This is a genomic window from Aliikangiella marina (assembly GCF_007004765.1).
GTDB classification, from domain to species: Bacteria; Pseudomonadota; Gammaproteobacteria; order Enterobacterales; family Kangiellaceae; genus Aliikangiella; species Aliikangiella marina.
In genome coordinates this window covers 1177382-1199286 of sequence record NZ_VIKR01000001.1, presented here as the reverse complement: position 1 = coordinate 1199286, position 21905 = coordinate 1177382, and the positions used below count along the sequence as shown (strand labels likewise).

At 38.3% G+C, this 21905-nt stretch carries 20 protein-coding genes; 12 read left to right on the top strand and 8 right to left on the bottom strand.

The window, feature by feature from the left end; genetic code table 11:
• Position 1: 1 nt before the first annotated feature.
• From FLL45_RS05270 to FLL45_RS05240, 7 genes are all read left to right on the top strand, one after another.
• Complete coding sequence (locus FLL45_RS05270) at positions 2-976, top strand: TauD/TfdA family dioxygenase (protein ID WP_142940928.1); 975 nt, start codon at positions 2-4, stop codon at positions 974-976.
• Between the two features lie 27 nt (positions 977-1003).
• Positions 1004-1972, top strand: a complete 969-nt coding sequence (locus FLL45_RS05265; protein WP_142940927.1) for a phosphotransferase enzyme family protein — start codon at positions 1004-1006, stop codon at positions 1970-1972.
• Between the two features lie 25 nt (positions 1973-1997).
• Entirely contained in the window at positions 1998-2717 is a 720-nt protein-coding gene (locus FLL45_RS05260) for a CPBP family intramembrane glutamic endopeptidase (RefSeq protein ID WP_142940926.1), read from the top strand.
• Between the two features lie 206 nt (positions 2718-2923).
• A complete protein-coding gene (locus FLL45_RS05255) occupies positions 2924-3634 on the top strand; it encodes a 4'-phosphopantetheinyl transferase family protein (RefSeq protein ID WP_142940925.1) in 711 nt (236 codons plus the stop codon).
• 976 nt (positions 3635-4610) lie between these two features.
• Positions 4611-6518, top strand: a complete 1908-nt coding sequence (locus FLL45_RS05250) for an alkaline phosphatase D family protein (RefSeq protein WP_142940924.1) — start codon at positions 4611-4613, stop codon at positions 6516-6518.
• 238 nt (positions 6519-6756) lie between these two features.
• Positions 6757-10398, top strand: a complete 3642-nt coding sequence (gene nifJ, locus FLL45_RS05245) for a pyruvate:ferredoxin (flavodoxin) oxidoreductase (RefSeq protein ID WP_142940923.1) — start codon at positions 6757-6759, stop codon at positions 10396-10398.
• Positions 10388-11404, top strand: a complete 1017-nt coding sequence (locus tag FLL45_RS05240) for a dihydroorotate dehydrogenase-like protein (RefSeq protein ID WP_142940922.1) — start codon at positions 10388-10390, stop codon at positions 11402-11404. Before nifJ ends, FLL45_RS05240 begins: the two co-directional genes overlap by 11 nt.
• A gap of 233 nt (positions 11405-11637) precedes the next feature.
• On the opposite strand, the gene FLL45_RS05235 is transcribed toward FLL45_RS05240, so the two are convergent.
• A complete protein-coding gene (locus FLL45_RS05235) occupies positions 11638-12099 on the bottom strand; it encodes an anthrone oxygenase family protein (protein WP_142940921.1) in 462 nt (153 codons plus the stop codon).
• A 216-nt stretch (positions 12100-12315) separates the two neighbouring features.
• Here FLL45_RS05235 and FLL45_RS05230 point away from each other — a divergent pair, with 216 nt between their 5' ends.
• Positions 12316-12588, top strand: a complete 273-nt coding sequence (locus tag FLL45_RS05230) for a hypothetical protein (protein ID WP_142940920.1) — start codon at positions 12316-12318, stop codon at positions 12586-12588.
• An 8-nt stretch (positions 12589-12596) separates the two neighbouring features.
• Here the strand turns inward: FLL45_RS05230 and FLL45_RS05225 are convergent, their stop codons facing one another.
• The 6 genes from FLL45_RS05225 to FLL45_RS05200 form a co-directional block, all read right to left on the bottom strand.
• Positions 12597-13835, bottom strand: a complete 1239-nt coding sequence (locus tag FLL45_RS05225; protein ID WP_142940919.1) for a tyrosine-type recombinase/integrase — start codon at positions 13833-13835, stop codon at positions 12597-12599.
• 152 nt (positions 13836-13987) lie between these two features.
• Positions 13988-14809 (bottom strand): abortive infection family protein, encoded by an 822-nt coding sequence (locus FLL45_RS05220; protein ID WP_142940918.1) that lies wholly within the window; start codon positions 14807-14809, stop codon positions 13988-13990.
• A gap of 21 nt (positions 14810-14830) precedes the next feature.
• A complete protein-coding gene (locus FLL45_RS05215; protein ID WP_142940917.1) occupies positions 14831-15280 on the bottom strand; it encodes a hypothetical protein in 450 nt (149 codons plus the stop codon).
• Between the two features lie 378 nt (positions 15281-15658).
• The gene (locus FLL45_RS05210) at positions 15659-16909 is read right to left on the bottom strand and encodes a hypothetical protein (RefSeq protein ID WP_142940916.1); all 1251 of its coding nucleotides are present in this window, start codon (positions 16907-16909) and stop codon (positions 15659-15661) included.
• A gap of 5 nt (positions 16910-16914) precedes the next feature.
• On the bottom strand, positions 16915-17928 hold the full coding sequence (locus FLL45_RS05205) for a nucleoid-associated protein (RefSeq protein ID WP_142940915.1): 1014 nt from the start codon (positions 17926-17928) through the stop codon (positions 16915-16917).
• A 181-nt stretch (positions 17929-18109) separates the two neighbouring features.
• Complete coding sequence (locus tag FLL45_RS05200) at positions 18110-19102, bottom strand: DNA-binding protein (protein WP_142940914.1); 993 nt, start codon at positions 19100-19102, stop codon at positions 18110-18112.
• Between the two features lie 191 nt (positions 19103-19293).
• On the opposite strand from FLL45_RS05200, the gene FLL45_RS05195 reads away from it, so the two are divergent.
• Positions 19294-20211 (top strand): site-specific integrase, encoded by a 918-nt coding sequence (locus FLL45_RS05195; protein ID WP_210247114.1) that lies wholly within the window; start codon positions 19294-19296, stop codon positions 20209-20211.
• Between the two features lie 197 nt (positions 20212-20408).
• Here FLL45_RS05195 and FLL45_RS05190 read toward each other — a convergent pair whose 3' ends face one another.
• Positions 20409-20816: a MerR family transcriptional regulator gene (locus FLL45_RS05190; protein WP_185964338.1), complete on the bottom strand. Its 408-nt coding sequence runs from the start codon at positions 20814-20816 to the stop codon at positions 20409-20411.
• A gap of 166 nt (positions 20817-20982) precedes the next feature.
• Between FLL45_RS05190 and FLL45_RS05185 the strand changes: the two genes are divergently transcribed.
• Genes FLL45_RS05185 through FLL45_RS05175 form a run of 3 tightly spaced genes read left to right on the top strand, consistent with a single transcriptional unit; the run spans position 20983 to position 21896 of the window.
• Positions 20983-21345 carry a mercuric transporter MerT family protein gene (locus FLL45_RS05185; protein WP_142940912.1) on the top strand — a complete coding sequence of 121 codons (363 nt, stop codon included), beginning with the start codon at positions 20983-20985 and terminating at the stop codon, positions 21343-21345.
• A gap of 1 nt (position 21346) precedes the next feature.
• Positions 21347-21634, top strand: coding sequence for a cation transporter (locus tag FLL45_RS05180; protein ID WP_142940911.1), 288 nt, complete (start codon positions 21347-21349; stop codon positions 21632-21634).
• Between the two features lie 43 nt (positions 21635-21677).
• A complete protein-coding gene (locus FLL45_RS05175) occupies positions 21678-21896 on the top strand; it encodes a GDCCVxC domain-containing (seleno)protein (protein WP_142940910.1) in 219 nt (72 codons plus the stop codon).
• Positions 21897-21905: the final 9 nt, after the last annotated feature.

The window sequence follows — 21905 nt, the reverse complement described above, 5'->3', positions numbered from 1 at the left end:
AGTGAAAAGCGCACAAAAAGAATATTTACCAAGTTTCGAACAAAACATATCATTTTTAGCACCACAGAATCTAGATGATACGTCTGAATGGTTTGCGAGCAACATCGGTGATATTCGCAAGAGTTTGGAGGAGTATGGTGTAGTCTTAGTAAGAGGAGCACCTATACAAGGAATGAAAAAGCTTGAAAAGCTGCTTTCCACTATTTTTGAAGATTCACTATTGGATTATCTTTATAGAACCTCTCCTAGAACCAATTTAAGGGGGCATATTTATAGTTCTACAGAATATCATAGTGATAACTATATCTCGCTCCACAACGAAAGTTCATACTTTACGAGTTGGCCAATGAATATTGCTTTTTATTGCGCCAAAGCAGCTAAAAACGGAGGGGCGACCCCAATTGTTGATAGCAGACTAATCTACCAGGCGATCCCTAATGAAATTCGAGAAGAGTTTGAAGCCAAGAATCTTAAATATGTTCGCAATTTTATCGACATCGATCTACCGTGGAAGGATGTCTTTCAAACTAATAAAAGAAAAGAAGTAGAGAGTTTTTGCCGCCATCATAATTTACAATTTGAATGGACTGGAAATGACAATTTAAGAACGGTAAATACGCAAAGGCCTGCATTTTTTCATCCGAAGACTGGAGAAAAAACGTGGTTTAACCAAGCACATTTATTTCATTTTTCTACTTATCCTTTAGCTGAAAGGCAGCAGCTTGTTGATTCAATAGGATATAAAAACCTGCCTAAAAATGTATTTTTTGCTGATGACAGCGAGATACCTGAAGAATATATTCAGATTATTTCTCAAGTATATCGGGAGCATGCATTTCGCTTTCAATGGGAAGATGGCGACTTATTGCTTTTGGATAATATGCTTTTTGCTCATGGTAGAGACCCTTTTGAAGGCGCTCGTAAGGTACTTGTAGGCATGGCAAATAGTATATCTACAGCAGAAATGAAATCTTAAAACATATTTCATAATAAAGGATAAAACATGACTAGCGATACTGTTGAGATACCCGCGATTTACTCTACTTTAAGTGCAGAGAAATTATTGGACTCAATTGTCTCTCAATACTCATTGTCGGAGCCCTTAAGTTGTCAATTCTATTGTAGAGGGTTTAGTGATACCTATCAGGTTTTTTCTAGTGAGACTTTATTTTATTTGCGTGTTTATCGTGCAAATCTACGTTCCTTAGAAGAAGTGAAGTTTGAGTTAGACGCGCTAAAGTACTTACAAGAAAATAATATCAAAGTCGCTGCGCCGTTAAGAAATAATAATGGAGAACTTGTAAACCTTGTTTCAGCGCCAGAAGGCGAGAGATATGTGATAATTACAGAAAATGCAGAAGGAGAATCCTTAGACCTAGATGATTCTAATGTCTGTTACCAGTTTGGCAGTGCAGTGGCGCAGCTTCATCAAGCTTCTTTAGGCTTTAGCTCCAGCTACTCAAGGCAGTTGATCGATTCAGGCTATTTAATTAAACAGTCTGTTAATCGACTAGAACCCATATATTCAAAATTTAGCGATAAATGGCAGTATTTTAAGCGGCAAGCTCAAGTTCTAATTAATAGTTTTGATCAACTAATCGGCGAAAATATCGATTTTGGTTTTTGCCATGGAGATTTACATTTTGCTAATACTCACAATTGCGATAATGCCTTAACATTTTTCGATTTTGATCTTTGTGGTTTTGGGCCACGGGCTTATGACTTAGCTGTGCTAAAGAGATTTGCAATTGCGAATCGAAGGCAAAAAGAGTGGTGGCTGCCATTTATAGGGGGATATCAAGCTGTTCGAACGTTAAGCGATGATGATCTGCAGTTAACGAATCTTTGCATACGCATTAGGCATCTATGGGAAACAAGTATGATGGCTGATCAAAGGATTGATACACAGCTCTGGAACTTAACCGAAAAAACATTTGATAATTTAATCAGAAATATAACTTTAAAAAAGTAAAATAACTTTATTCATGGGACTAGTAATGAACTTGCTAAAAGCAAAACCGAACCGAACAGTTAACTTTAACTCAGATAGTCCCTCTCGGTTTCTATTTGATATTCTTATCTATATTGCGGTGATGTTTTCGATAAGGGAAATTTACTTTGCTGAATTACATTTTTTAGCGAATGGTTTGTTTTGGTCGACTATTACATTAGTAGTTGCGACTTGGCGGATGAAAGTTCGAGGTGTCACTTGGAAAGATTTAGGCTTGTGTCGACCGAAAAATTATAAGATGGCCGCCTTGGCAACTATTTTAATTCCTATTGCCTCAATTGCTTTTATAATAGCTTTTAAAGCCTTCCAAGGACTTCTAGGGCTTGAAGTGCAAGAAGACAACTCTAATGAAGCAGCGGTTTCTAAATTCGGTGATCTATACGGTAATTGGTTGCTATTTTTTACTATTATTCCATTCGTTTGGATACAGTCAGCGTTAGAGGAAATGTTAGATCGTGGTTTTTTGATTGTTTGGTTTGAAAAAATATTTTCAAGTACAGTTTTTGCGACTATTCTTGCCGTATTATTTCAAGCAATAATATTCGGTTATAGACACTCTAATGACTTTTCGGAACGTTCTATTACTGTTGGTCTTATTGGGCTTGCTATGGGGCTAGGCTATGTTCTATTTGGTAGAAATTTGTGGCCTTTAATCATAGCACATTGCTTTCTAAATACGGTTTCTATGGTTGGAAGGGTAGTTTAGACGATGGTATTAAGTTGCTGTAATTGGATGCCAGGCTTTACCTTAAAAAACTTGACCATGAGCATATTATTAGCTTAAATGGCCATCAGCTTTAAGCGGACTGACTGTAAACAGTGAGACTGATTAATAAGTGCGCTTTTTAACACGCTAAATGACTTCTTATAAAAAATTTTATCAAGTCTCTGGTAGACACTCTATAAAAACAAATGAATAAACCCGTTTTAGATACTAAAACTGAATTCCTAAAAAAGGAAACGTCATTTTATTCAGGGAAATTGGTAACATTTCTTTGTGAATATTCTATCGAAGATTTTTCTGATGAACTCTTTACGTTGTTACATGAATCTATTCCTGAGTCTATATTAAGTTCCGTTAAAAAAAGAAAGGCAGAGTTTTTAGCAGGACGTTTGATGGCTCAAAAAGTGTTGAGACACTTAAACTCAACCTCAACTCATGTAGGAATTGGAAAACAACGAAACCCTATTTGGCCCGATGGTTTTATTGGCTCAATAACTCATAATAATGATACCGCGATATGCTTAGCAGGCTTAGAAAGCGAGTTAAAATATATTGGAATAGATATTGAAAATTTGATTGAATCAAATATGGTCGAGGAAATAAAAAGCACTATAATCAGTCCCAAAGAAGAAGTTACTTTACGTAAAGCCAACCTTAATTTTCCAAAGGCATTTACTTTAGCTTTCTCAGCGAAAGAAAGTTTATTCAAGGCTTTATATTCAACAGTAGGGGACTTTTTTGACTTTTCTGCCGCTGAAGTTTGCTATTTTTCAATAGAGGACAGTTTTCTGGAATTAGTTCTATTGCAAGACTTACATCCTCAACTTTGCGCAGGACGAAAATTTAAAGCTTATTTTCGAACTATCAATGATTGCGTTTATACTTATATCATTGAGTAAAGTCATAATTTATTTGCAGATTAAGATCGTTTTCAAAAAACACCAATACCAGCAGCATCGTTAAATTACCACCTAACTATTCAACATAAAAGCTAATCGCTTAGTATACTTGAGTAGAATAGGGGAGTAGTGCTCCCCTTTTTGAGTCATAGACAACGGATCGCCTGGGTCTAACGTTTTAGCTTTTTCTAACCTCAATTCAAAGTAGTTTATAAGAGCTTTCCTCACCAGATTTTAGGTAAAAGCCTAAAAAATGGTGATTTTAGTAATACGTAATGATGACATTTTAACGGATAATTAGGCTTCAATTCAGCCTCTCAGGAAATGTTAATAAAATGAATGGCGTTCTTATTTAACAGGTATCCGCTCCCTATTTCTCGCTGTTACATCGCGTAGCATCTAGTTAGACTTAAGTACTCAATTAGCAGACTTTCTTTTTCACGTGTTATGCATAGGCATACTAAACACATGCAAAGCTAAGAGTCCTATATTGGTAGTAATAGAAAAATTAAGGAGCGTTATTTAAACAACCATATATTAGATAATCATAATATACATTGCTGACGTGCTAATCTACGCGATGCTATAGCAGCGAGTCCAACAGTTCAAATGCTCTCATCAGCCTTTAATAAAATTGTGATACGCCTAATACATTCATTCAAATAATTTAATTAACTCTAAAAATAACTTGTTAGAGTTGCTGTACAAATTGAACAGGTATAATGTAACCAAATAATCGGAATAAATTGAAAGCTAAAAATAATAAAGGCACAAGCACGATTTGCAAATATTTACATTAAGTTAACAATTTCAATAAGATAGCTGCTTTTCTTAATGTGATTGTTTACCTTGCTATTCTTCTCTCCAACGTATCAATGTGCGCATAATGTATATTATGTTAAATTGATAATTAATATAAATTAACGGTAATATCCCACACAGACTATTTACATAACCTAGGCTTCCCTAAACAATAATGAGTCAACTGCCTTTGGTCCTTAGTGGACCTATTCTACGCAAGACCACCCCAAATCAGGTGACTTTTTGGCTTGCGTCTTCCAAGTCTATTTCTGCCGAGTTATCACTTTATCCAGAATCTGAATCAGCGATAACAATACCTAATGAGCAAATGATAAAAGGTCATCAATCATTACAATCTGCTGATTCGCTCTTTATTAATCTAATAACGATTGAGCTTAGTGAACCTCTACCCTGCAATCAATGGATTGGGTACGACTTGGTTCTTGTTACCAACGACTCAGGAGATAAACTGACTTGGAAAGACTGGGCACCGGAATTAGTCTATGAAGGCAGGAAGCTGCCAGGTTTTCTCTTACCATCGAACGTCAAAAGGATTATGCACGGATCTTGTCGTAAGCCACATCATCCTAGTGAAGATGGCTTGGTTAGGGCGGATCAGTGGTTATCCGAGAATGACCCTAATGGCTGGCCTTCTGCTTTGATTATGAGTGGTGACCAGATCTATACGGACGATGTCTCAACGCCAATGCTAGTTGCCATCCATGAGCTAATCGAAAAACTCGACTTTCCTTCAGAATCGTTTATGAGCGCTAAAGTCTTCGATTCGTCTGAGTTACATAAATTTTCGCCACATTATAACCAAAGAGAGACCGTTCTCCCGGTTTTAAATGATGATGAAAGGGCGGTAAAGGCAATTTTTAAAGGTGCAAGAAAACCGGTATTTACTTCGATTTCAGCACAGAATCACCTAGTTTCACTGGCAGAAGTCTTAGCGATGTACTTGCTAGTTTGGTCACCTAGCTGTTGGGAATTACTCGATATTAATCTGCCGCAGAATTATGACGAAACGGCATTTAACCCAGAAAAAGAAAGATTAATTGCTTTTCGAGCGGGTTTAAAACGAGTCCGTAGACTCATGGCGCATCTGCCCTGCGCGATGATTTTTGATGATCATGAAATAACGGATGACTGGAATTTAAACGCAGCTTGGGAACGAGCAGCCTACAACCACCCTTTTTCAAAAAGAATCATTGGTAATGCGCTAATTGGTTATTTTTTATGTCAAGGCTGGGCAAACGCACCAGAAAACTTCGATAAGAAACTCATCGAGGAGGTTCAACAAGTATTAAAATCTCCCGGTGATACTCCCCATGAAGCCCTCATTGACGATTTATTAAAATTCCCTAACTGGCATTATCAGTGGAATACATCACCACTGATCCTTGTGCTCGACACACGGACGCACCGCTGGCGATCTGAACGCAATTTCAACAAACCGTCAGGCTTAATGGATTGGGAAATGCTGAGCGAATTACAGCAAAAACTCCTGCATAAAGAGGCTGTAATACTTGTCTCCCCTGCTCCGATTTTTGGGGTAAAACTCATCGAGGTTATTCAAGGAATATTTACCTGGTTTGGTAAACCTTTAGTGGTTGATTCAGAAAACTGGATGGCGCATCCTGGAACTGCTAACACATTAATTAATATGTTTCGTAGTTCTAAGACCCCCAAAAATTTTGTCATCTTATCCGGTGATGTTCACTACTCGTTTGTGTATCACATCGAATGTCGTGGTAGCAAACAGTCATCAAATATATGGCAGATTACCAGTAGTGGCATTAAGAACGAATTTCCAAAGAAGCTCTTGGATATACTCGATCGATTGAACCGTTGGTTGTTTTCACCTAAATCACCATTAAATTGGTTTACCAAACGACGATCACTTAGAGTTATTCCGCACAAGCCAATCCCCTCGAGTCGAGGTGAACGCTTAGTCAATGCTTCTGGCATGGGTTTAGTCGAATTCAATCCCGACGGATCGCTTTTGAAAGTCACCCATCTGAATAGTGACGGTAAAAACATTGGATTTGAAATTGATGAAGCGTCAGCACGATGGGAATAAGTGACCATTAAAAAAGCGCTTTTAAATCCTGAAATAAAATGATTCATTAATACCATATTTATTTTCGACCTGAGGCTCTAAGTATCACACTTAATAAAAACGAGAACGGTTTTGTAACAATAAGAACTCGTTAAAAACCGGCATAAGAGTCATCTTTTATTGATCTAGCTCCACAATATCTCAACAAGCTACCGGTAAACTTTGGCTATGGTAATCCTTAGCGCCGGTACTATTGAGAATGAACAACAGTAAATCAGTATTAGTGGATGGCAACGAGGCCGCAGCTTCAATGGCTTATGCAGTCAATGAAGTCATTGCGATCTATCCGATTACGCCAGCCTCTCCAATGGGCGAACTATCTGATAGTTGGAGTGCTCAAGGAAAAAGCAATCTCTTTGGCACCGTTCCCACAGTTATAGAAATGCAAAGCGAGGCCGGTGCAGCAGGCGCCGTTCACGGTGCGTTACAAACAGGTTCATTCACAACCACTTTCACCGCGTCTCAGGGATTGTTGCTCATGCTCCCTAATATGTTCAAGATTGCCGGAGAGTTGACGCCAACCGTATTCCATATTGCGGCTCGTTCAGTCGCGACCCATGCTTTATCAATATTTTGTGATCACAGTGATGTTATGGCAGCACGAACCACGGGTTTTGCTATGATTAGTGCTAACTCCGTTCAGGAGGTCCAAGACTTAGCATTGATTAGTCAGGTGGCCAGTTTACGTAGTCGAATTCCGATTTTGCATTTCTTTGATGGCTTTAGGACCTCTCATGAAATTTCAAAAATCGAAGCAATACCGGATTCGGTCATTCATCAATTACTGCCAGAGAACCTATTAGATGACTTTAGAAAGCGGGCTCTCAATCCGAATACGCCAGTTATTCGAGGTACCAGTCAAAACCCTGATGTGTTCTTTCAAGCACGAGAAACGGTCAATCGCTATTACCAACAATTTCCGACCATTACGCAAACGGTTATGAATGAGTTTGCTAAACTGACCGGCAGACAATATAAGCTTTTTGAGTATTATGGTGATGAGCAAGCTGAGCGAATTGTTATCGCAATGGGCTCGGCATGTGAGACGCTTCAGGAAACTGTTGACGACCTCACCGCTAAAGGTGAAAAAGTTGCCGTGATAAAAGTGAGAGTTTTTCGCCCCTTCTCTGCCGAAGCATTGATAAAGCTTATACCGGATAGTATTCAAGCGATAGCGGTTCTCGACCGAACCAAAGAACCAGGTGGCGATGGTGAACCGCTCTATAAGGATGTGGTTACCACTATTGCACAAGCTTTAGCTTCGAGTGATGAAAGTAACCAACCTCAATTCAACACTATGCCAAAAATAATCGGTGGCCGGTATGGTTTATCATCAAAGGAATTTACCCCAGCGATGGTTAAGTCACTGTTTGACGAACTCAACCAAAAGCAACCTAAGCAAGAGTTTACTATTGGTATTCATGACGATGTTTCTCATCTCAGTTTAGATTGGGACGAAGCTTATCGTACTGAACAGTCAAAGCAAAACTACCAAGCGATTTTTTATGGTTTAGGATCGGATGGCACCGTTAGCGCGAATAAAAATTCGATAAAGATTATCGGTGAATTGAGCGATAACTATGTACAAGGGTATTTTGTTTATGATTCAAAAAAATCAGGTGCCGTTACTGTTTCTCACTTGAGATTTGGACCTCAACCTATCCGCTCAGCTTATTTGATAGAAGATGGTCAAGCGGATTTTATTGCTTGTCATCAATCGACTTTCTTATCAAAGTTTCCAATGCTTGATAAAGTGAAACCGGGCGCTACTTTTCTTATTAATTCTGATATGGCGTCGGATAAAGTATGGGATACTTTACCTAGCGAAACCCAAGAAGTAATTCTCGAAAAATCAATTCAGCTCTACGTTATCGACGCCTATAAAATCGCAAAGCGAGCAGGCCTTAATAAACGCATCAACACCATTATGCAAGTCTGTTTTTTTGCGATTTCAAATGTGATGGAACGCAGCGTGGCGTTACAGGCAATCAAGGATGCGGTCGCTAAAACCTATGGGCGTAAGAGCAAGATGATTCTCAAAGCAAACCTCACTGCGATAGATAATGCATTAGAAAATCTTGTTAAAGTAGAAGTCAATTCGTCAACTAAATGTACCAAGCAACAAGCTCATAGTCCAGACTCTAAAACTGCATCGAATTTCGTTGAAAAAGTGACAAAGGAAATCATTGCAGGTCGCGGTGACAGAATTCCAGTTAGCTTATTACCGGATGATGGCAGCTTCCCTCTTGGTACAGCCGCCTACGAAAAGCGTGATATTGCCTTAGAAATGCCGGTTTGGGAAACTGATTTATGCACTCACTGTGGTAAGTGTGTTTTCGTTTGCCCACATAGCGTTATTCGCAGTAAGGCCGTTGACAAAAAGTATTTAACACGCGCACCGGAATCTTTTAAACATATTCAAATCAAAGGAAAAGATTATCCCGACAATATCCACATCAGTTATCAAGTCTCTCCGCTTGATTGTACCGGTTGTGGATTGTGTGTCGAAATCTGTCCAATCAGAGACAAAAAACAAGCCAATCGCAAAGCGCTTAATATGCAGGATAAAAAGCTTACGGTAAAACAAGAAGCGATTAATTGGTCGTATTTCATTGGTTTGCCTGAGTATGACCGAACTCAGATTAAGCCGACAACAATGAAAGGCGCAATGTTAATGGAACCTCTCTTTGAATTTTCTGGAGCATGTGTTGGCTGTGGTGAAACAAGTTACTTAAGATTGGCCAGTCAGCTGTTTGGTGACCGTATGCTAGTGGCTAATGCAACTGGCTGTTCTTCCATTTATGGAGGAAACCTCCCTACGACGCCTTGGGCTAAAAACGTCGAAGGTCGAGGACCTGCTTGGAACAACTCTTTGTTTGAGGACAATGCCGAGTTTGGCCTTGGTATGCGGATTGCGATTGATTCACAACAGCAGTTTGCGAAAGAATTATTATTTAAACTGAGAAAAGATCTCGATGAGAACTTGGTCGATACTATCAATAATGCCACACAAACAACTGAGGCAGAAATCTTTGAGCAACGAGAGCGCATCGCGATCCTTCAAGCAGCTCTTGAAAAGCTCGACAGCAAAGCAGCGCGACATCTTGCTAGTATTGCAGACAATTTAGTTCATAAGAGTGTTTGGATTGTTGGTGGAGATGGTTGGGCATATGATATTGGTTATGGTGGATTAGATCATGTATTAGCTTCGGGTCGAAACGTTAATATATTGGTTTTAGATACTGAAGTTTATTCCAATACAGGTGGTCAAACATCTAAAGCGACGCCTAAAGGCGCAGTAGCAAAATTTTCAGCGGCTGGAAAACCCGCGCGTAAAAAAGATCTTGCTAAGCTTGCTATGAGTTATGAAAATGTGTACGTCGCGCAGGTCGCCTATGGCGCTAAAGATATGCAAACGCTCCGTGCATTTATCGAAGCGGAATCCTATCCTGGGACCTCGATTATTATTGCTTATTCACCTTGCATTGCACACGGCGTCGACCTGTCAAACAATCATCTCCAACAGCAAAAAGCAGTCAACTCAGGTCACTGGTCTTTACTTCGCTATGATCCGAGGAAAATTGAAAACTTAGAAAATCCTTTACACCTCGATAGCAAAGCACCGTCGATCCCCTTTAAAGCATTTGCTCAAGGTGAGACTCGGTTTAGCATGCTATGGCACTCCGAACCAGAAAGAGCAAAACAGTTACTCAATGAAGCCGAAGCAGATGCTTTACTCAAATACGAGCATTATCATCAATTAGCCAATATTCCTTGGACTGAACATAAAGAGAATGTTTCTTCTCAAAAGAGTGAATCCGGAGACAAAAATGACCAATAAACTTGCGACTCAATATCTTGGCTTGGAACTGGCTAATCCCTTTGTACCCTCTTCTTCGCCAATGTCTCGTGACATTGATATAGCAAAACAACTTGAAGATGCGGGTGCTTCAGGGTTAGTCATGCACTCGTTATTTGAAGAAGAAATTAAACACCAACATGAACAACTCCATCGTTTTGTTGAACAACAAAATACCGGTTTTCAAGAGGCAAGCTCGTTTCTACCAATGTCGGAAGCCATACCGGATGCTCGCGATAACTATCTAGAATGTTTACAACAATTAAAATCCGCTCTGGATATTCCGATAATCGCAAGTTTAAACGGTACCTCGATTGATGGTTGGATTGAATACGGCAAAGCGCTCGAGCAAGCCGGGGCAAATGCACTAGAACTAAACGTCTATCATATTGCTGCGAGTAAAGAAGAAACCGCATCAGAAGTAGAAGAAAGATACTTCAAGATATTAACAAATTTAAAAGAACAGGTTTTATTACCAATTACCGTGAAGCTATCTTCGCAGCACAGTGCACCAGTCAACTTTATCTGTCGACTTAAAACGTTCGGTGCCATGGGTGTTTCGATGTTTAATCGATTTTATGTACCTGACATCAACCTCGAGTCGCTTAAAATTGAGCCCGCTATCAGTTTGTCAACCTCTGCAGAAAGTCTCTTACGTATTCGCTGGATCGCTTTTACCCGAGGTCAGGTCGATATCGATATTGCGGCTACCGGCGGGCTCCATACGACTGAAGATATTATTAAGGCGCTACTTGCCGGCGCAGATGTTACCCATTTATGTAGCGCTTTATTACAACATGGTCCCTACTATTTAGGACGATTAATTAGAGAGCTGAATGAGTGGTTGGACGAAAATGAATACGATTCGATTGAACAGATGAAAGGCAGTTTATCATGTAAAAATGCGATCAACCCATCTGCACTTGAAAGAACAAATTATCTTGAAGTGATCGACTCGTATCAATCTGCGCTTGGTGTACACTTATAAAGTCTTTTTGAAATAAATTTCGTTAGCATTAAATTATTAGGTGTTTCTGAAGCAGATGCTTAAGTTCACTCATTTACGACTCGTAAAACTGTTAAAACAGATCAGCCACGTTACAAGTAAATGCTTCTAGATTACGACTATCTTGAAGCTTATGAGTTATTTAAATTCACAAGACGCCTTCTTTTGATGAAGGCGCCTAGTTGAATGCCACGTTATATTTGCGAGCATCATGCTTAGCTTAAAAGTGTTAATACAGCAGCGACGAATGAGAAAATTGCTCTGGAATGATTCCATTTAGTCCACTGGTTTAAATATTCAGACCATACCTGACTAATGTCTCCAGGACTCATGACCGCGGCTTTAAGCTTTTCATTGAGTGGCACATTAAATACGACGGTAGAAATAAAAGAACCCACTAGAAACAAAAGCCCCGCACTTAGCTTTAACCCATTAAATTCATATAACATTGGTTCAATGATTAAATAGATGGCACTTAAAGCGGAACCAAAGAAAAAAGTGAAAAAAAGCGGATTGATGATAACGTCGTTAATTTTCGTCATCGCCTGAGCACCTTGTTCAGTGGGCATTTGCGACAAGGCTTTCATAATTGTATTTGAAAAAATGAAGTATAGCCCGGCCATTAATGCGAAACTGATGATCGCAAATGTTTCAATGATGTTTAATAAAAGGCTCATGGTTTACTGGGTAATTCTAAACAAAACCTTGATTTTACGAATAGCACTTGATAATCATTTGCATTCTAGGGGTGAAATCGGTTCTGTCGATGAAAAGCATTGAGCATTTTGAGAGTTTTTACTGTAAACTTGATTCAGCTGATTATATTTGTTCTGGAGCAAACTATGGTAGGTCCTAAAGTCCAATAACCTCTTTCCTGTAATAGCCCTAACCCAATGAATATTCCTACTAAAAAAGAAATCTTGTGCGAGTTTTTCGAAAAGGAAGGACTAGCAGCAAATCGTTGGTTTAATCATCCGATCGATAAACTTTTGGGTAAAACAGCCCACCAAATACTCTACTCGCCAAATGAAAATTTAGAATCTATAGAATTTCTATTTAGTTGTTTAGAGGCCGGACTATTTGAGCAAGAACCGCATTCAAAACCATTAACTGATAAAGAGAAACATTTCTTGCGTAATGCCGGCGCAAAAGGTGTACCTAAATAAATTATCTTTTAGTTAACTTTACGATTCTTACCACTTTCTGCTCTTTTCTTATTCTCGGTTTGTACGTATACCGTGTCTGTCGTAGCCATGCTTGCATGCCCCAAATCCTCGGAAAGGTCCTTTAGTGCTCTACCTCTTTCAACTTCCATGCTGGCTCCCGTATGTCTAAGCCAATGAGTCGATGCTTCTTTTAGTTTAAGTGCTTTTTGCTCTCCGTCAGCTTCTTTCATTTTTCGATAAGCATTATCAAAAATATCTTGAACAAGACGCCTTAAATGCCTAGAGCTCATACCACCTTGCCCACGGATCTTTTCAACTAAAACATTGTTTTCGCTAGTTGAAGGTAGACGAGATAAACATCGTGACAAACGATAACGTTCTAAAAAAGGGATGAAATCAAGTGGTACGGTTGTATCTCTAAGCTTTCTTCCTTTACCAAAAATTTTAAGCCACCAATTTTCGTTCTCATCTTGCCAAAAGTGCCCCATAACTGGTGACCAGTTCTTACGCTCAGATAGTTCTGATATTCTTAGGAAAAGAGTCTTAAGCGAAGCTATAACAAAAAGGTTTCGTTCATAAATGGGGTTCGCGTCAGCCATTTCTACAGCAGTATCAAGTAAAAACTGCCATTGTATTTCAGTTAGACGTTTAGCTTCTTTAACTTGAGCGTCAGTTATGAAATGACGGCAATCCTTCTTTGCAATTTGAGCCGGATTACCATAGGAAAGCTCCTCGTTCATTAAGTATTTGTAAAAAGCGATTATCGCTGTAAATGTTGAAGTTAATGTTTGCTGGGATGGTCTGTACTTTTTCTTATCTATATCTTTATTTTGCTGGCTCTTTGGTGCTTGGATTTTATATGGGCGCCATTGCTTATTAGAATGAAAGTAGCCGTTTTCCAATACAAATCGGTCAAGGTTTGAATTACCAATCCAACTTATCGGTGGTTTCCAGCAAAAATCTACATATTCCAAAATGTCGGCTTTTCGGAAATCGTCAACAGGAACTTGCTTGATAAAAAAAGCCCACAATAGGAAGCGCTCGATTTCATTTCTAAAGCGCACATAAGTGTGTTCTGATTTATTTCGGCCGGTGTATTCTAAAAATGATTTTCCCCATTGCCAATGAACAGCACACCAGTCTGGATTATCAGTAAAGACACTATTAAGCTGCGGATAATCCGATAGCGAAATCTCTTTCAGCTCTTTATATGTTGGATATAGTGGTGTCGGCTTAGGAGTCGCCATCTGATTGATTCTATTAATAAAACATGAACCTAGTATATATCAGCATTATACACTATGTCCAATACTAAACAGTATCGGACATAGCGATTATTGATTAAAGTGATTAAGCCGAAATACGGTTTCTGCACTTTTTGGTTCAGTTAACTAAAGCATTAAGATATTCTTGTGTGCCATCGTTCCATAATAAAAATTGTCAAAGTATGAGATGCGTTTACCGCTAAACGCGCCTCAGCGACAGTAATTCTTGGAGGTTTAATACCACGCCCGTGAGCTGAACCGATATGAGTTCGAAATGCGCCTATTCCGTCTACAATTGAAGATAACCCAGAAAGAATCTTTTGCTCGTCTTCTCCTAAGTTACGATCAATATTTAAGCCCAGGTGTTTTTGCACTGTCTTCCAAAGCGGTAGAATATTTTTCTTGTTGGGCATTTCTAAGCCAAAAGTTTCGATGTAAGTCTTGCAAACAGATTCAATAATTGAACTTGCCGCTGTAATAGATGCGTGTGGATCCGTATCTATATTTTTTAACGCACGCTCAAACTCTTTCTCGATAGAAGAAAAGTCCCCAGTTCTTAAGTAATCCTTAAGAGTTTTAGTTGTCGGATTAGAGCCAGCGAGAACAATAAAACCATTTGTCTTATAGGATAACTGATTCTTGGCCAAAGCATTTTTAATACGAGCCTTTCCTTTCTCTGTAAAGTCATTGTCTCTGCTCCCGAAAAGTGCGGATGTTTCTTCTTGGTCCATAAAACCTTGAATAACATGTCCCAATACTTCAAACGCATTTATCAAAGGATCTTCATTGCATCGTTTTAACCAATTACTGCACTTAGTTTCACAATTACCTTCGGGAGGTTCTCCCGGCGCACCTGATTCCATAAATAAAGTATTTAGTTTTGAATGACTATAATAGTGAGCCGCAATAACTGAAGACACTGCACCTATTACTGAGTTCGGTATTTTATTATTCATATTAGGCTCTTTAGTCGAGTGCTAACCTCTTCTTTTCATCCTTTCTTTTATTAAAGTATTAATCTGAATCTTTTTGATTTTTTGTTTACTGGTTAGGTTTCTCTTTCTCATAATATTGATATAGAATTTTTTTTCCCAATCATTCAACCATCCTTTATCAAATGCATAACTAATAGCTTCAGAGTTAAGCGATTTTTCATTGTCTTTTCTTACACGTTTTATCGCTTGGAATATTTTATCTGATGGCAATCCCAAAAATTTTTTAACACAACAGTTTCCAACTATGGCAGTATTTCCATTAAACTTATTTGATAATACACATATTTCAATTATTGGAAAATGTCCACATAGGCAAGTGTCCGGAGTTTCTGACTCATATACTTCTTCAAGTTTCCATTCAAGTTTTGCTGTGTCCCAAAGCTCTGCTTCAGATAATTTTATGATCTCAGATGATAGTTTGTATTCAGACATTCTCTATCCCATATACTCATAGTTTAGTTGAATCTTGTCCAAGCAATTAGCTAGGATCTAGTAAGTTCGTAAATACTCCATAGATCTTCTCGCTCACCTGTAGAGAGATATATTTTCGAATGTTTACTGCATAAGAAACGAACTCGATCAATTGTAAGGTTCGTCCAGCTCGCAATCGCCCTACTTGTTCTATATCTCTTACCATCCTGATCGAGAGTATTCTTTGATAACCATTCATAGATTCTTTTTGATTCTGTGTGCTCGTTTACTTTGCAATGTAAATATTGTATCAAGTAGACCGTTAACCCGGCGATTGCACCACCTGCCCCGCCGATTACTATACCTTCTGTTATGCTAGTCAAAACTTAACTCCTTTTATTAAGAGGATACTAAGAACAGTACAAACGATACGATTTTTGTTTTTAAAGACGCAAAGATTTCATTAATTTCAGGTGTGATATATGCGTACGTAATTGTGGTTGAGAGAATACCGATAAATATTAGAGCGGTTAAAAATCGAATCATGATAAAGTTAATCTTACTCTGTTTCGCTAAGCTTTCAAAAACAGACTGAACTTCACTATACAAATTTGCTAACTCAACCTTGAACCTTTTAGATTTGGTTAAGATTTCCTTACTTATCGCTTCTAGGGCTGTATTGTGACTTCTTAAAAGAAAAAACATAATTATTGAGAAGATTATTGCCGCTATCCATATTCCAGTATTAACTAGTAAAGGACTATCTTCTGGCTTTGATTTCATTTGCCCAAAAGCAAGTATAAGTGAGAGTGGAATGGCGAGAATTTTCCCTTGTATACTGGCTAACAATGAGTTTAGCTTCGCACTATAATTTCTTTTCTGCTCCATCAGTTTCTCAAGTTCATTATCAAAAGAAAACTCTGATACAAATAGCTCATAGTTATTTGAAAAAACAGTAGCTATTTCTGAGCAGTGTGCGAAAAAATGTGATAAACGCTTCTCTTTGTCACAGCCTGTAAGACTATTTTTTAGAACTGCTCGCAATACACGTTTTTTGTCATTTTCATGTAACTTATCCTTGAATATCTTAATAATATTAGAGGAACCTAAAATGATTTCATTGGCATTTTGAACAAAGACAGTTTCACTCAAATTCTTAGCTAATGATAATTTGCTTCCAGATGAAGTTAGTACAAGTTCATCTTTACGATCAAGCTCTAAGACTTCGATTGCAATTAAATCTTGAATTAATCGCTGGGCGGTAAAGAAGGCCTCAACTTTGGTACTTGGTTTACTATCGTTCAACCAGCTAACATACCCTTCATTAATGAGTACAATATTTTTGGGTGGATTTATTAAGCTTGTATGTTCAATTAGATCATTTAAGTCGTTTGCAAAAAAAACGCTATTATTCCGAGGTGGAGCAATGGCAATATCCAATTGAATGCCAAGTTCAAAATTCTCAATACTTACATATTGTTCATTGACCTTTATCTCAAGTTCGAACGAATCATAGTTATCGAGTGATATTAGCTTACTTCGAAGTCTTTCATCAGATTTAACATTTGCAACCAACTTCCAATTTTTCGGCAAAAAGTTAAACTCTTTTGAAAACTGTAATAGTTGTTGAGAAAATTCGAGCTCGTCCATTTCTGCTACCTTCGAGGAATTTCCTTTTTAACCCAGGCTGGGACATCACTTATCATTATACAATCATCTTCGGTGAGCCATATTTTGTGATCTTCTATTGCGCTTTGTTCAAATGACAAGGTGTAATCGCTATTCTCTCCTTTAATTCGATATTTAACCAATTTCTTTAAATTTCTTTCTGTAGGCTTAAATTCACCTGGTATTTCTATTTCATTGTCTGCTATGTATTTAATAAACTCATTGGGATCTTCTGGGTTAAGTAAGTTTGAGATTTCTGCAAGTGTTATTGCCTTGCCCTTTTCTAGCTGTGATTGAGTATAATCATGAGCTCGTCTTCTTACATTAATTGCCTCTTCTTCATTATCAAATTTACTACAGTAATTCTTGATCGAATTTACAAGTTCATTAGTGTGGCGCGCAGGGTCTATGTACCCTTCTTCATCAATTCCAAGGAATAACTTAAAATAGCCAACAACTTCATCATTTCTACCTTTACCTTTGAGAAATGAAATGTGTCTGATTGTCTTGTCATCTTTTGTAGCTAACCATCGGTCTACGTTGATTCTTGCGGCAAAGTGTAATTTGTCTAAGTCAAGACTATGAACATCTTCTAATTCTAAGTTGTTAGTAATTCCAATCCCCTCTTTGTCTTTGATCAAGATGATCATAAAAAAGTTGTTACCATCAATTTTGTAATGCGCGAAGGTTAGGTAACCTCCAGTAGAGGCTGGGGTATGGCGCATTAATCCGCTTAGTTTTTTTAGGCCATCTACCGATAATTTGTAAAAATCAATATTGTCATTCTCGTATTCTAATAATTTTGTAGGAAACCACTCATTTTCAGAAAATCCAGCATAAGCTAGATGACTTTCTTCACGGTAACTCTTAATGATTTCACTCACTAGCTTATCAGCTTTAGGGTCTGGAAGCGGGATTGTCTCTTCGCGAGCGTCAATTGAAACTTTTGGATCGTATTGAACAGTGACGATTTTATGGAAAATTAGCGATTTTAAATCCATTTTAAGAAGCTTCCTTAAATTATTGTTTTAATTACGTTAAATAGTACCTGTATGTACAGCGATCCACAATATTATAAATTTGGACTATTAACCTATTTATCTCATTAGTAAATATCTAAGCTATAGAAGTAGGCATAAACAGCAAATCCTTTTCAAGAAATGCAAAAAAGACTCCTTTACTCTATCCACTTCTCTCCTGCCGATTAAGAAAGTCTTTTTGAATACTCAGCTCTGTTTCAAGTTTGACATTAATTAGCTCATATTCATGCAGTCTTTTCGCTAGGGCGTCGTTGTACTGCACTAATTCTGTTATCTCCTTAGTATTTCGTTCTTTCTCGTTTGTTAGGCGTTCAACGGCCGACTTAGCCTGGAATAGATCGTGTTCTAACTTGTCATACTTTTGAGTAATTACTTTAGTCGCGTCTTCAAGCTTATGTTTTTCTTTTTGAGTAGCTTTGAGCTCTGTAACTAGCCGACTACTATCTTTATTGAGACTAGTAATATCCGTTTGTTTAACGATTAATGTTTGGTTTAACTGGCGTATTTCACCATGTAATTGCTGAAGTTGCTGTTCGTGCTGCCTAACTCCCTGCTCACGTTGTTCTTTTACCGACACTCGGTAATGTTCTAAACTTTCTCGGGTGTGTTTGTGGCTTTCCTTGAGAGTGTCGATCTGCTCTTCTTTTTCCTTGAGAATACTTTCTAATTCTTTATTGTGACTGTTTGATTCAATAAGACGAGTTCGCAACGTTTCTATATCAGATTTCAGGGACTGGTTAGACTCGGATATCTGTTCACTCTCAAACAAACTTTTTTCGAGCTGTGCTTTTTGTTCATCTAACTGAACAATCAATGCCCTATTTTTTGTTTCTAAACTCTTGATTGTCTCTTGAAGTCTAGATTCGGACTTAGCTATTACTTCTTTCGCTTCCTGGTGTAACTTACTTGCCAGCTTTGCAATAATGTCTTTAATTCCTTCACTCAGTAATGCCTCGTCTTCTAGTTGAACGCTTTCATCCGCCTCTAACTCTTTTAGGTATCGAGAAATAGTGGTTTTAGATCCAGTATTTCCCAGCTCTACGCGAATTGCGTCAATCGATGGGTTAACTCCCTTTGAAATCAATAAATTACGAGCTTTTTCAACTGAATACTTTGTGATACCGGCACGTGCCATTGTCGCTTTCCTAGATTATTTCATACTGTAATACGTAATATGTATATACATACTATATCAGTGTTTAAACTTCGTCAAAATCAAACGATATTAATATGTGATAATCTAGAATTATCGCATGTTAATGAGGTTTATCGTTATAATTGGACGTAAATCAGTACGATAAGCGCTTATTACTCCGGACGGCAAAATTGAGTCAATCATCAAAAATCAACCAGTACATCCAGGCAGCAACGCGTGACAATACGCGCCGTAGTTATCAAAGCGCGATCGAACACTATGAAGTTACCTGGGGTGGTTTCCTGCCGGCAACGGCTAATAATATTGCTGAATACTTAGCTGATCATGCTGAAACTTTAGCCTTTACTACGTTAAAGCAACGAGCCGCTGCTCTTGCCCGATGGCATATCGATCAAGGCTTTCCTGATCCAACTAAGTCCTCCTTGGTTAAAAAGGTTTTAAAAGGGATCAGAGAGCTACACCCTGTTAATCCTAAACAAGCTAAGCCGTTACAACTCGAGCCGTTATCGCAAATTGTTGATTATTTGGAACAAGAAATCGCAGACAACCCCCTCTCATTGGTAAGCTATCGCGATAAGGCGCTTGTTTTACTAGGGTTTTGGCGAGGATTTCGTAGTGATGAGTTATGTCGGCTGAATACTGAATTTATAAACGTGGCGCCAAACAATGGATTAGAACTGTATCTCCCCCGCTCTAAGGGAGATAAACAATCAGTAGGACGTGCCTATTATGCGCCTGCGCTGAAACATTTATGCCCTGTCAAAGCTTACCAAGACTGGATAGGGCTAGCGAAAATAGAAGCAGGCCCAGTGTTTCGAGCGATTAATCGCTGGGGACAAGTCAGTGATAAAGCACTTAATCCCAATAGTATTGTTCCTTTGCTTCGTTCTCTGTTTAAGAAAGCATCAATTTCCATGCCTGAACAATACTCTAGTCATTCATTAAGAAGAGGTTTTGCGTCTTGGGCCTCAGAAAATGGATGGAGCCTAAAAGCGCTGATGGAATACGTTGGATGGCAAGATCCAAAGTCTGCACTAAGATATATTGACAACAGTATACAAAAGAGCCAGTTTATAGAGCTTATGTAGAGCATTAAAAATACTCAAATGAATGTCTTCCTCGATCTACTTGAAGTCTGCGGCGCAGCTAAGTTAAAAGTTAATTTTTTTAGATGCACTGGCCCGCTGAATGCGGTTTCGATAGTCTAGATTGTGTTGTTAGGATGGAAAAGGTGCATAAGTCTTTTTTACGCACCTAAAATGTTTACCACTTATTCGACTAGCGCTTAGTTATGTTCGTTTAATGAATGCAATATTGGACATTCATCGGGCGCTGACGGGTCACATTTTGCGGAAAGATTGTCTAGAACTTCGGCAAGCTGTTGTAGATCGCTTATTTTACTCCTTACTATTTCTAAATGAGCGTTAGCGATTTTTTGGGCTGCTCGACAGTCTTTAGAATTACTCGATGATAATTGCAATAAAGCACGAATTTCTTCAAGACTAAAGCCTAATTCGCGTGAACGCTTAATAAAATTGAGTCGCCGAATATTTTCTCCATCGAACAACCTGTTTCCACCCTCGCTTCTTAAAGGTGCATCAACAAGACCTATCTTTTCGTAATAGCGAATGGTTTCGATGTTCACACCAGTCTGCTTAGATACACGACCGATGGTTTTTAAGCTACTCGTCATAGTAAATTTCAACAAAACTTGCATCTGTAGTTACTACAGATATTAGCATTAAAGGTATGACTATTTCACATTTAGGTAGTTAGTGAATGTTAAATCTAATTAAAACAATTAGTTACATACTATTTTCGGTAGTATTACGCGCTCCAAATCTATCGGGTGATAAATAATGACCCCAAATCAAAAGCGATGGACGGCAGTGAGCGGAGCTATCGCCGGTGGAATAGCTGCATCTGCCTGTTGTGTTTTACCTTTAATTTTTATCTGGGTTGGAATTTCAGGTGCCTGGATTGCTAACCTAACGGCAATGGCTGCTTATCACACTTGGTTTACAGCAGTCGCTTTCTCGCTCCTCGCATTAAGCTATTACTTTATTTTCATTAAACCTAAAAAAGAGTGTAAGGAAGATCAATTGTGTAGTCAGCCGCTGCCTAAAAAATTGGTTAAGAGATGTTTTTGGCTGGCAGCAGTGATGATTTTAATTGCTACGATTTTTCCTTACATAGTTAACTATCTTTACGGAGCTGAATAAGATGAAATTATTAAGCAAATACTTCTTTGTATTAACTTTTACTTTAACCTCGTTTTCGACGATGGCAGCAATCAAAGAAGTGACACTTAAAGTCGATCATATGGATTGCGCGACTTGTCCGGTAGTCGTTCGAGCCGCACTATATGACCTTGAAGGGGTTGATAAAGTAAAAGTTTCAATGAAAGATAAAACAGTTAAAGTGACATTTGATGATGAAAAATTAAAATCATCGGATTTGGCTACAGCAGTTACTAATGCGGGTTTTCCCGCAAAACTGACCGATAGCTGAAATAACGTCGATACAGTTTTAAATCAAATATTTGGATAACTTAATGAGCAACATAGAATTACATTCCACAATCACTTGTCCAGAATGTGGGTTTCAAAAAAAAGAAGAAATGCCGACTAATGCCTGTCAGTGGTATTACGAATGTGAATCTTGCAAAACACTACTCAGTCCGTTGAAAGGTGACTGTTGTGTTTATTGCTCATATGGAACAGTGAAATGTCCACCGATTCAAGAAGGTAACGCTTGTTGTAGTGGTTCTTAACTAAAGTTG

Bases quoted from the DNA above. Each gene is read 5' to 3' on its own strand.
- nifJ (WP_142940923.1), top strand. From the start codon at position 6,757: ATGAACAACAGTAAATCAGTATTAGTGGATGGCAACGAGGCCGCAGCT.
- FLL45_RS05175 (WP_142940910.1), top strand. From the start codon at position 21,678: ATGAGCAACATAGAATTACATTCCACAATCACTTGTCCAGAATGTGGG.
- FLL45_RS05185 (WP_142940912.1), top strand. From the start codon at position 20,983: ATGACCCCAAATCAAAAGCGATGGACGGCAGTGAGCGGAGCTATCGCC.
- FLL45_RS05260 (WP_142940926.1), top strand. From the start codon at position 1,998: ATGAACTTGCTAAAAGCAAAACCGAACCGAACAGTTAACTTTAACTCA.
- FLL45_RS05210 (WP_142940916.1), bottom strand. From the start codon at position 16,909: ATGGACGAGCTCGAATTTTCTCAACAACTATTACAGTTTTCAAAAGAG.
- FLL45_RS05250 (WP_142940924.1), top strand. From the start codon at position 4,611: ATGAGTCAACTGCCTTTGGTCCTTAGTGGACCTATTCTACGCAAGACC.
- FLL45_RS05220 (WP_142940918.1), bottom strand. From the start codon at position 14,809: ATGAATAATAAAATACCGAACTCAGTAATAGGTGCAGTGTCTTCAGTT.
- FLL45_RS05190 (WP_185964338.1), bottom strand. From the start codon at position 20,816: ATGACGAGTAGCTTAAAAACCATCGGTCGTGTATCTAAGCAGACTGGT.
- FLL45_RS05205 (WP_142940915.1), bottom strand. From the start codon at position 17,928: ATGGATTTAAAATCGCTAATTTTCCATAAAATCGTCACTGTTCAATAC.
- FLL45_RS05200 (WP_142940914.1), bottom strand. From the start codon at position 19,102: ATGGCACGTGCCGGTATCACAAAGTATTCAGTTGAAAAAGCTCGTAAT.
- FLL45_RS05225 (WP_142940919.1), bottom strand. From the start codon at position 13,835: ATGGCGACTCCTAAGCCGACACCACTATATCCAACATATAAAGAGCTG.
- FLL45_RS05235 (WP_142940921.1), bottom strand. From the start codon at position 12,099: ATGAGCCTTTTATTAAACATCATTGAAACATTTGCGATCATCAGTTTC.
- FLL45_RS05265 (WP_142940927.1), top strand. From the start codon at position 1,004: ATGACTAGCGATACTGTTGAGATACCCGCGATTTACTCTACTTTAAGT.
- FLL45_RS05230 (WP_142940920.1), top strand. From the start codon at position 12,316: ATGAATATTCCTACTAAAAAAGAAATCTTGTGCGAGTTTTTCGAAAAG.
- FLL45_RS05255 (WP_142940925.1), top strand. From the start codon at position 2,924: ATGAATAAACCCGTTTTAGATACTAAAACTGAATTCCTAAAAAAGGAA.
- FLL45_RS05180 (WP_142940911.1), top strand. From the start codon at position 21,347: ATGAAATTATTAAGCAAATACTTCTTTGTATTAACTTTTACTTTAACC.
- FLL45_RS05240 (WP_142940922.1), top strand. From the start codon at position 10,388: ATGACCAATAAACTTGCGACTCAATATCTTGGCTTGGAACTGGCTAAT.
- FLL45_RS05215 (WP_142940917.1), bottom strand. From the start codon at position 15,280: ATGTCTGAATACAAACTATCATCTGAGATCATAAAATTATCTGAAGCA.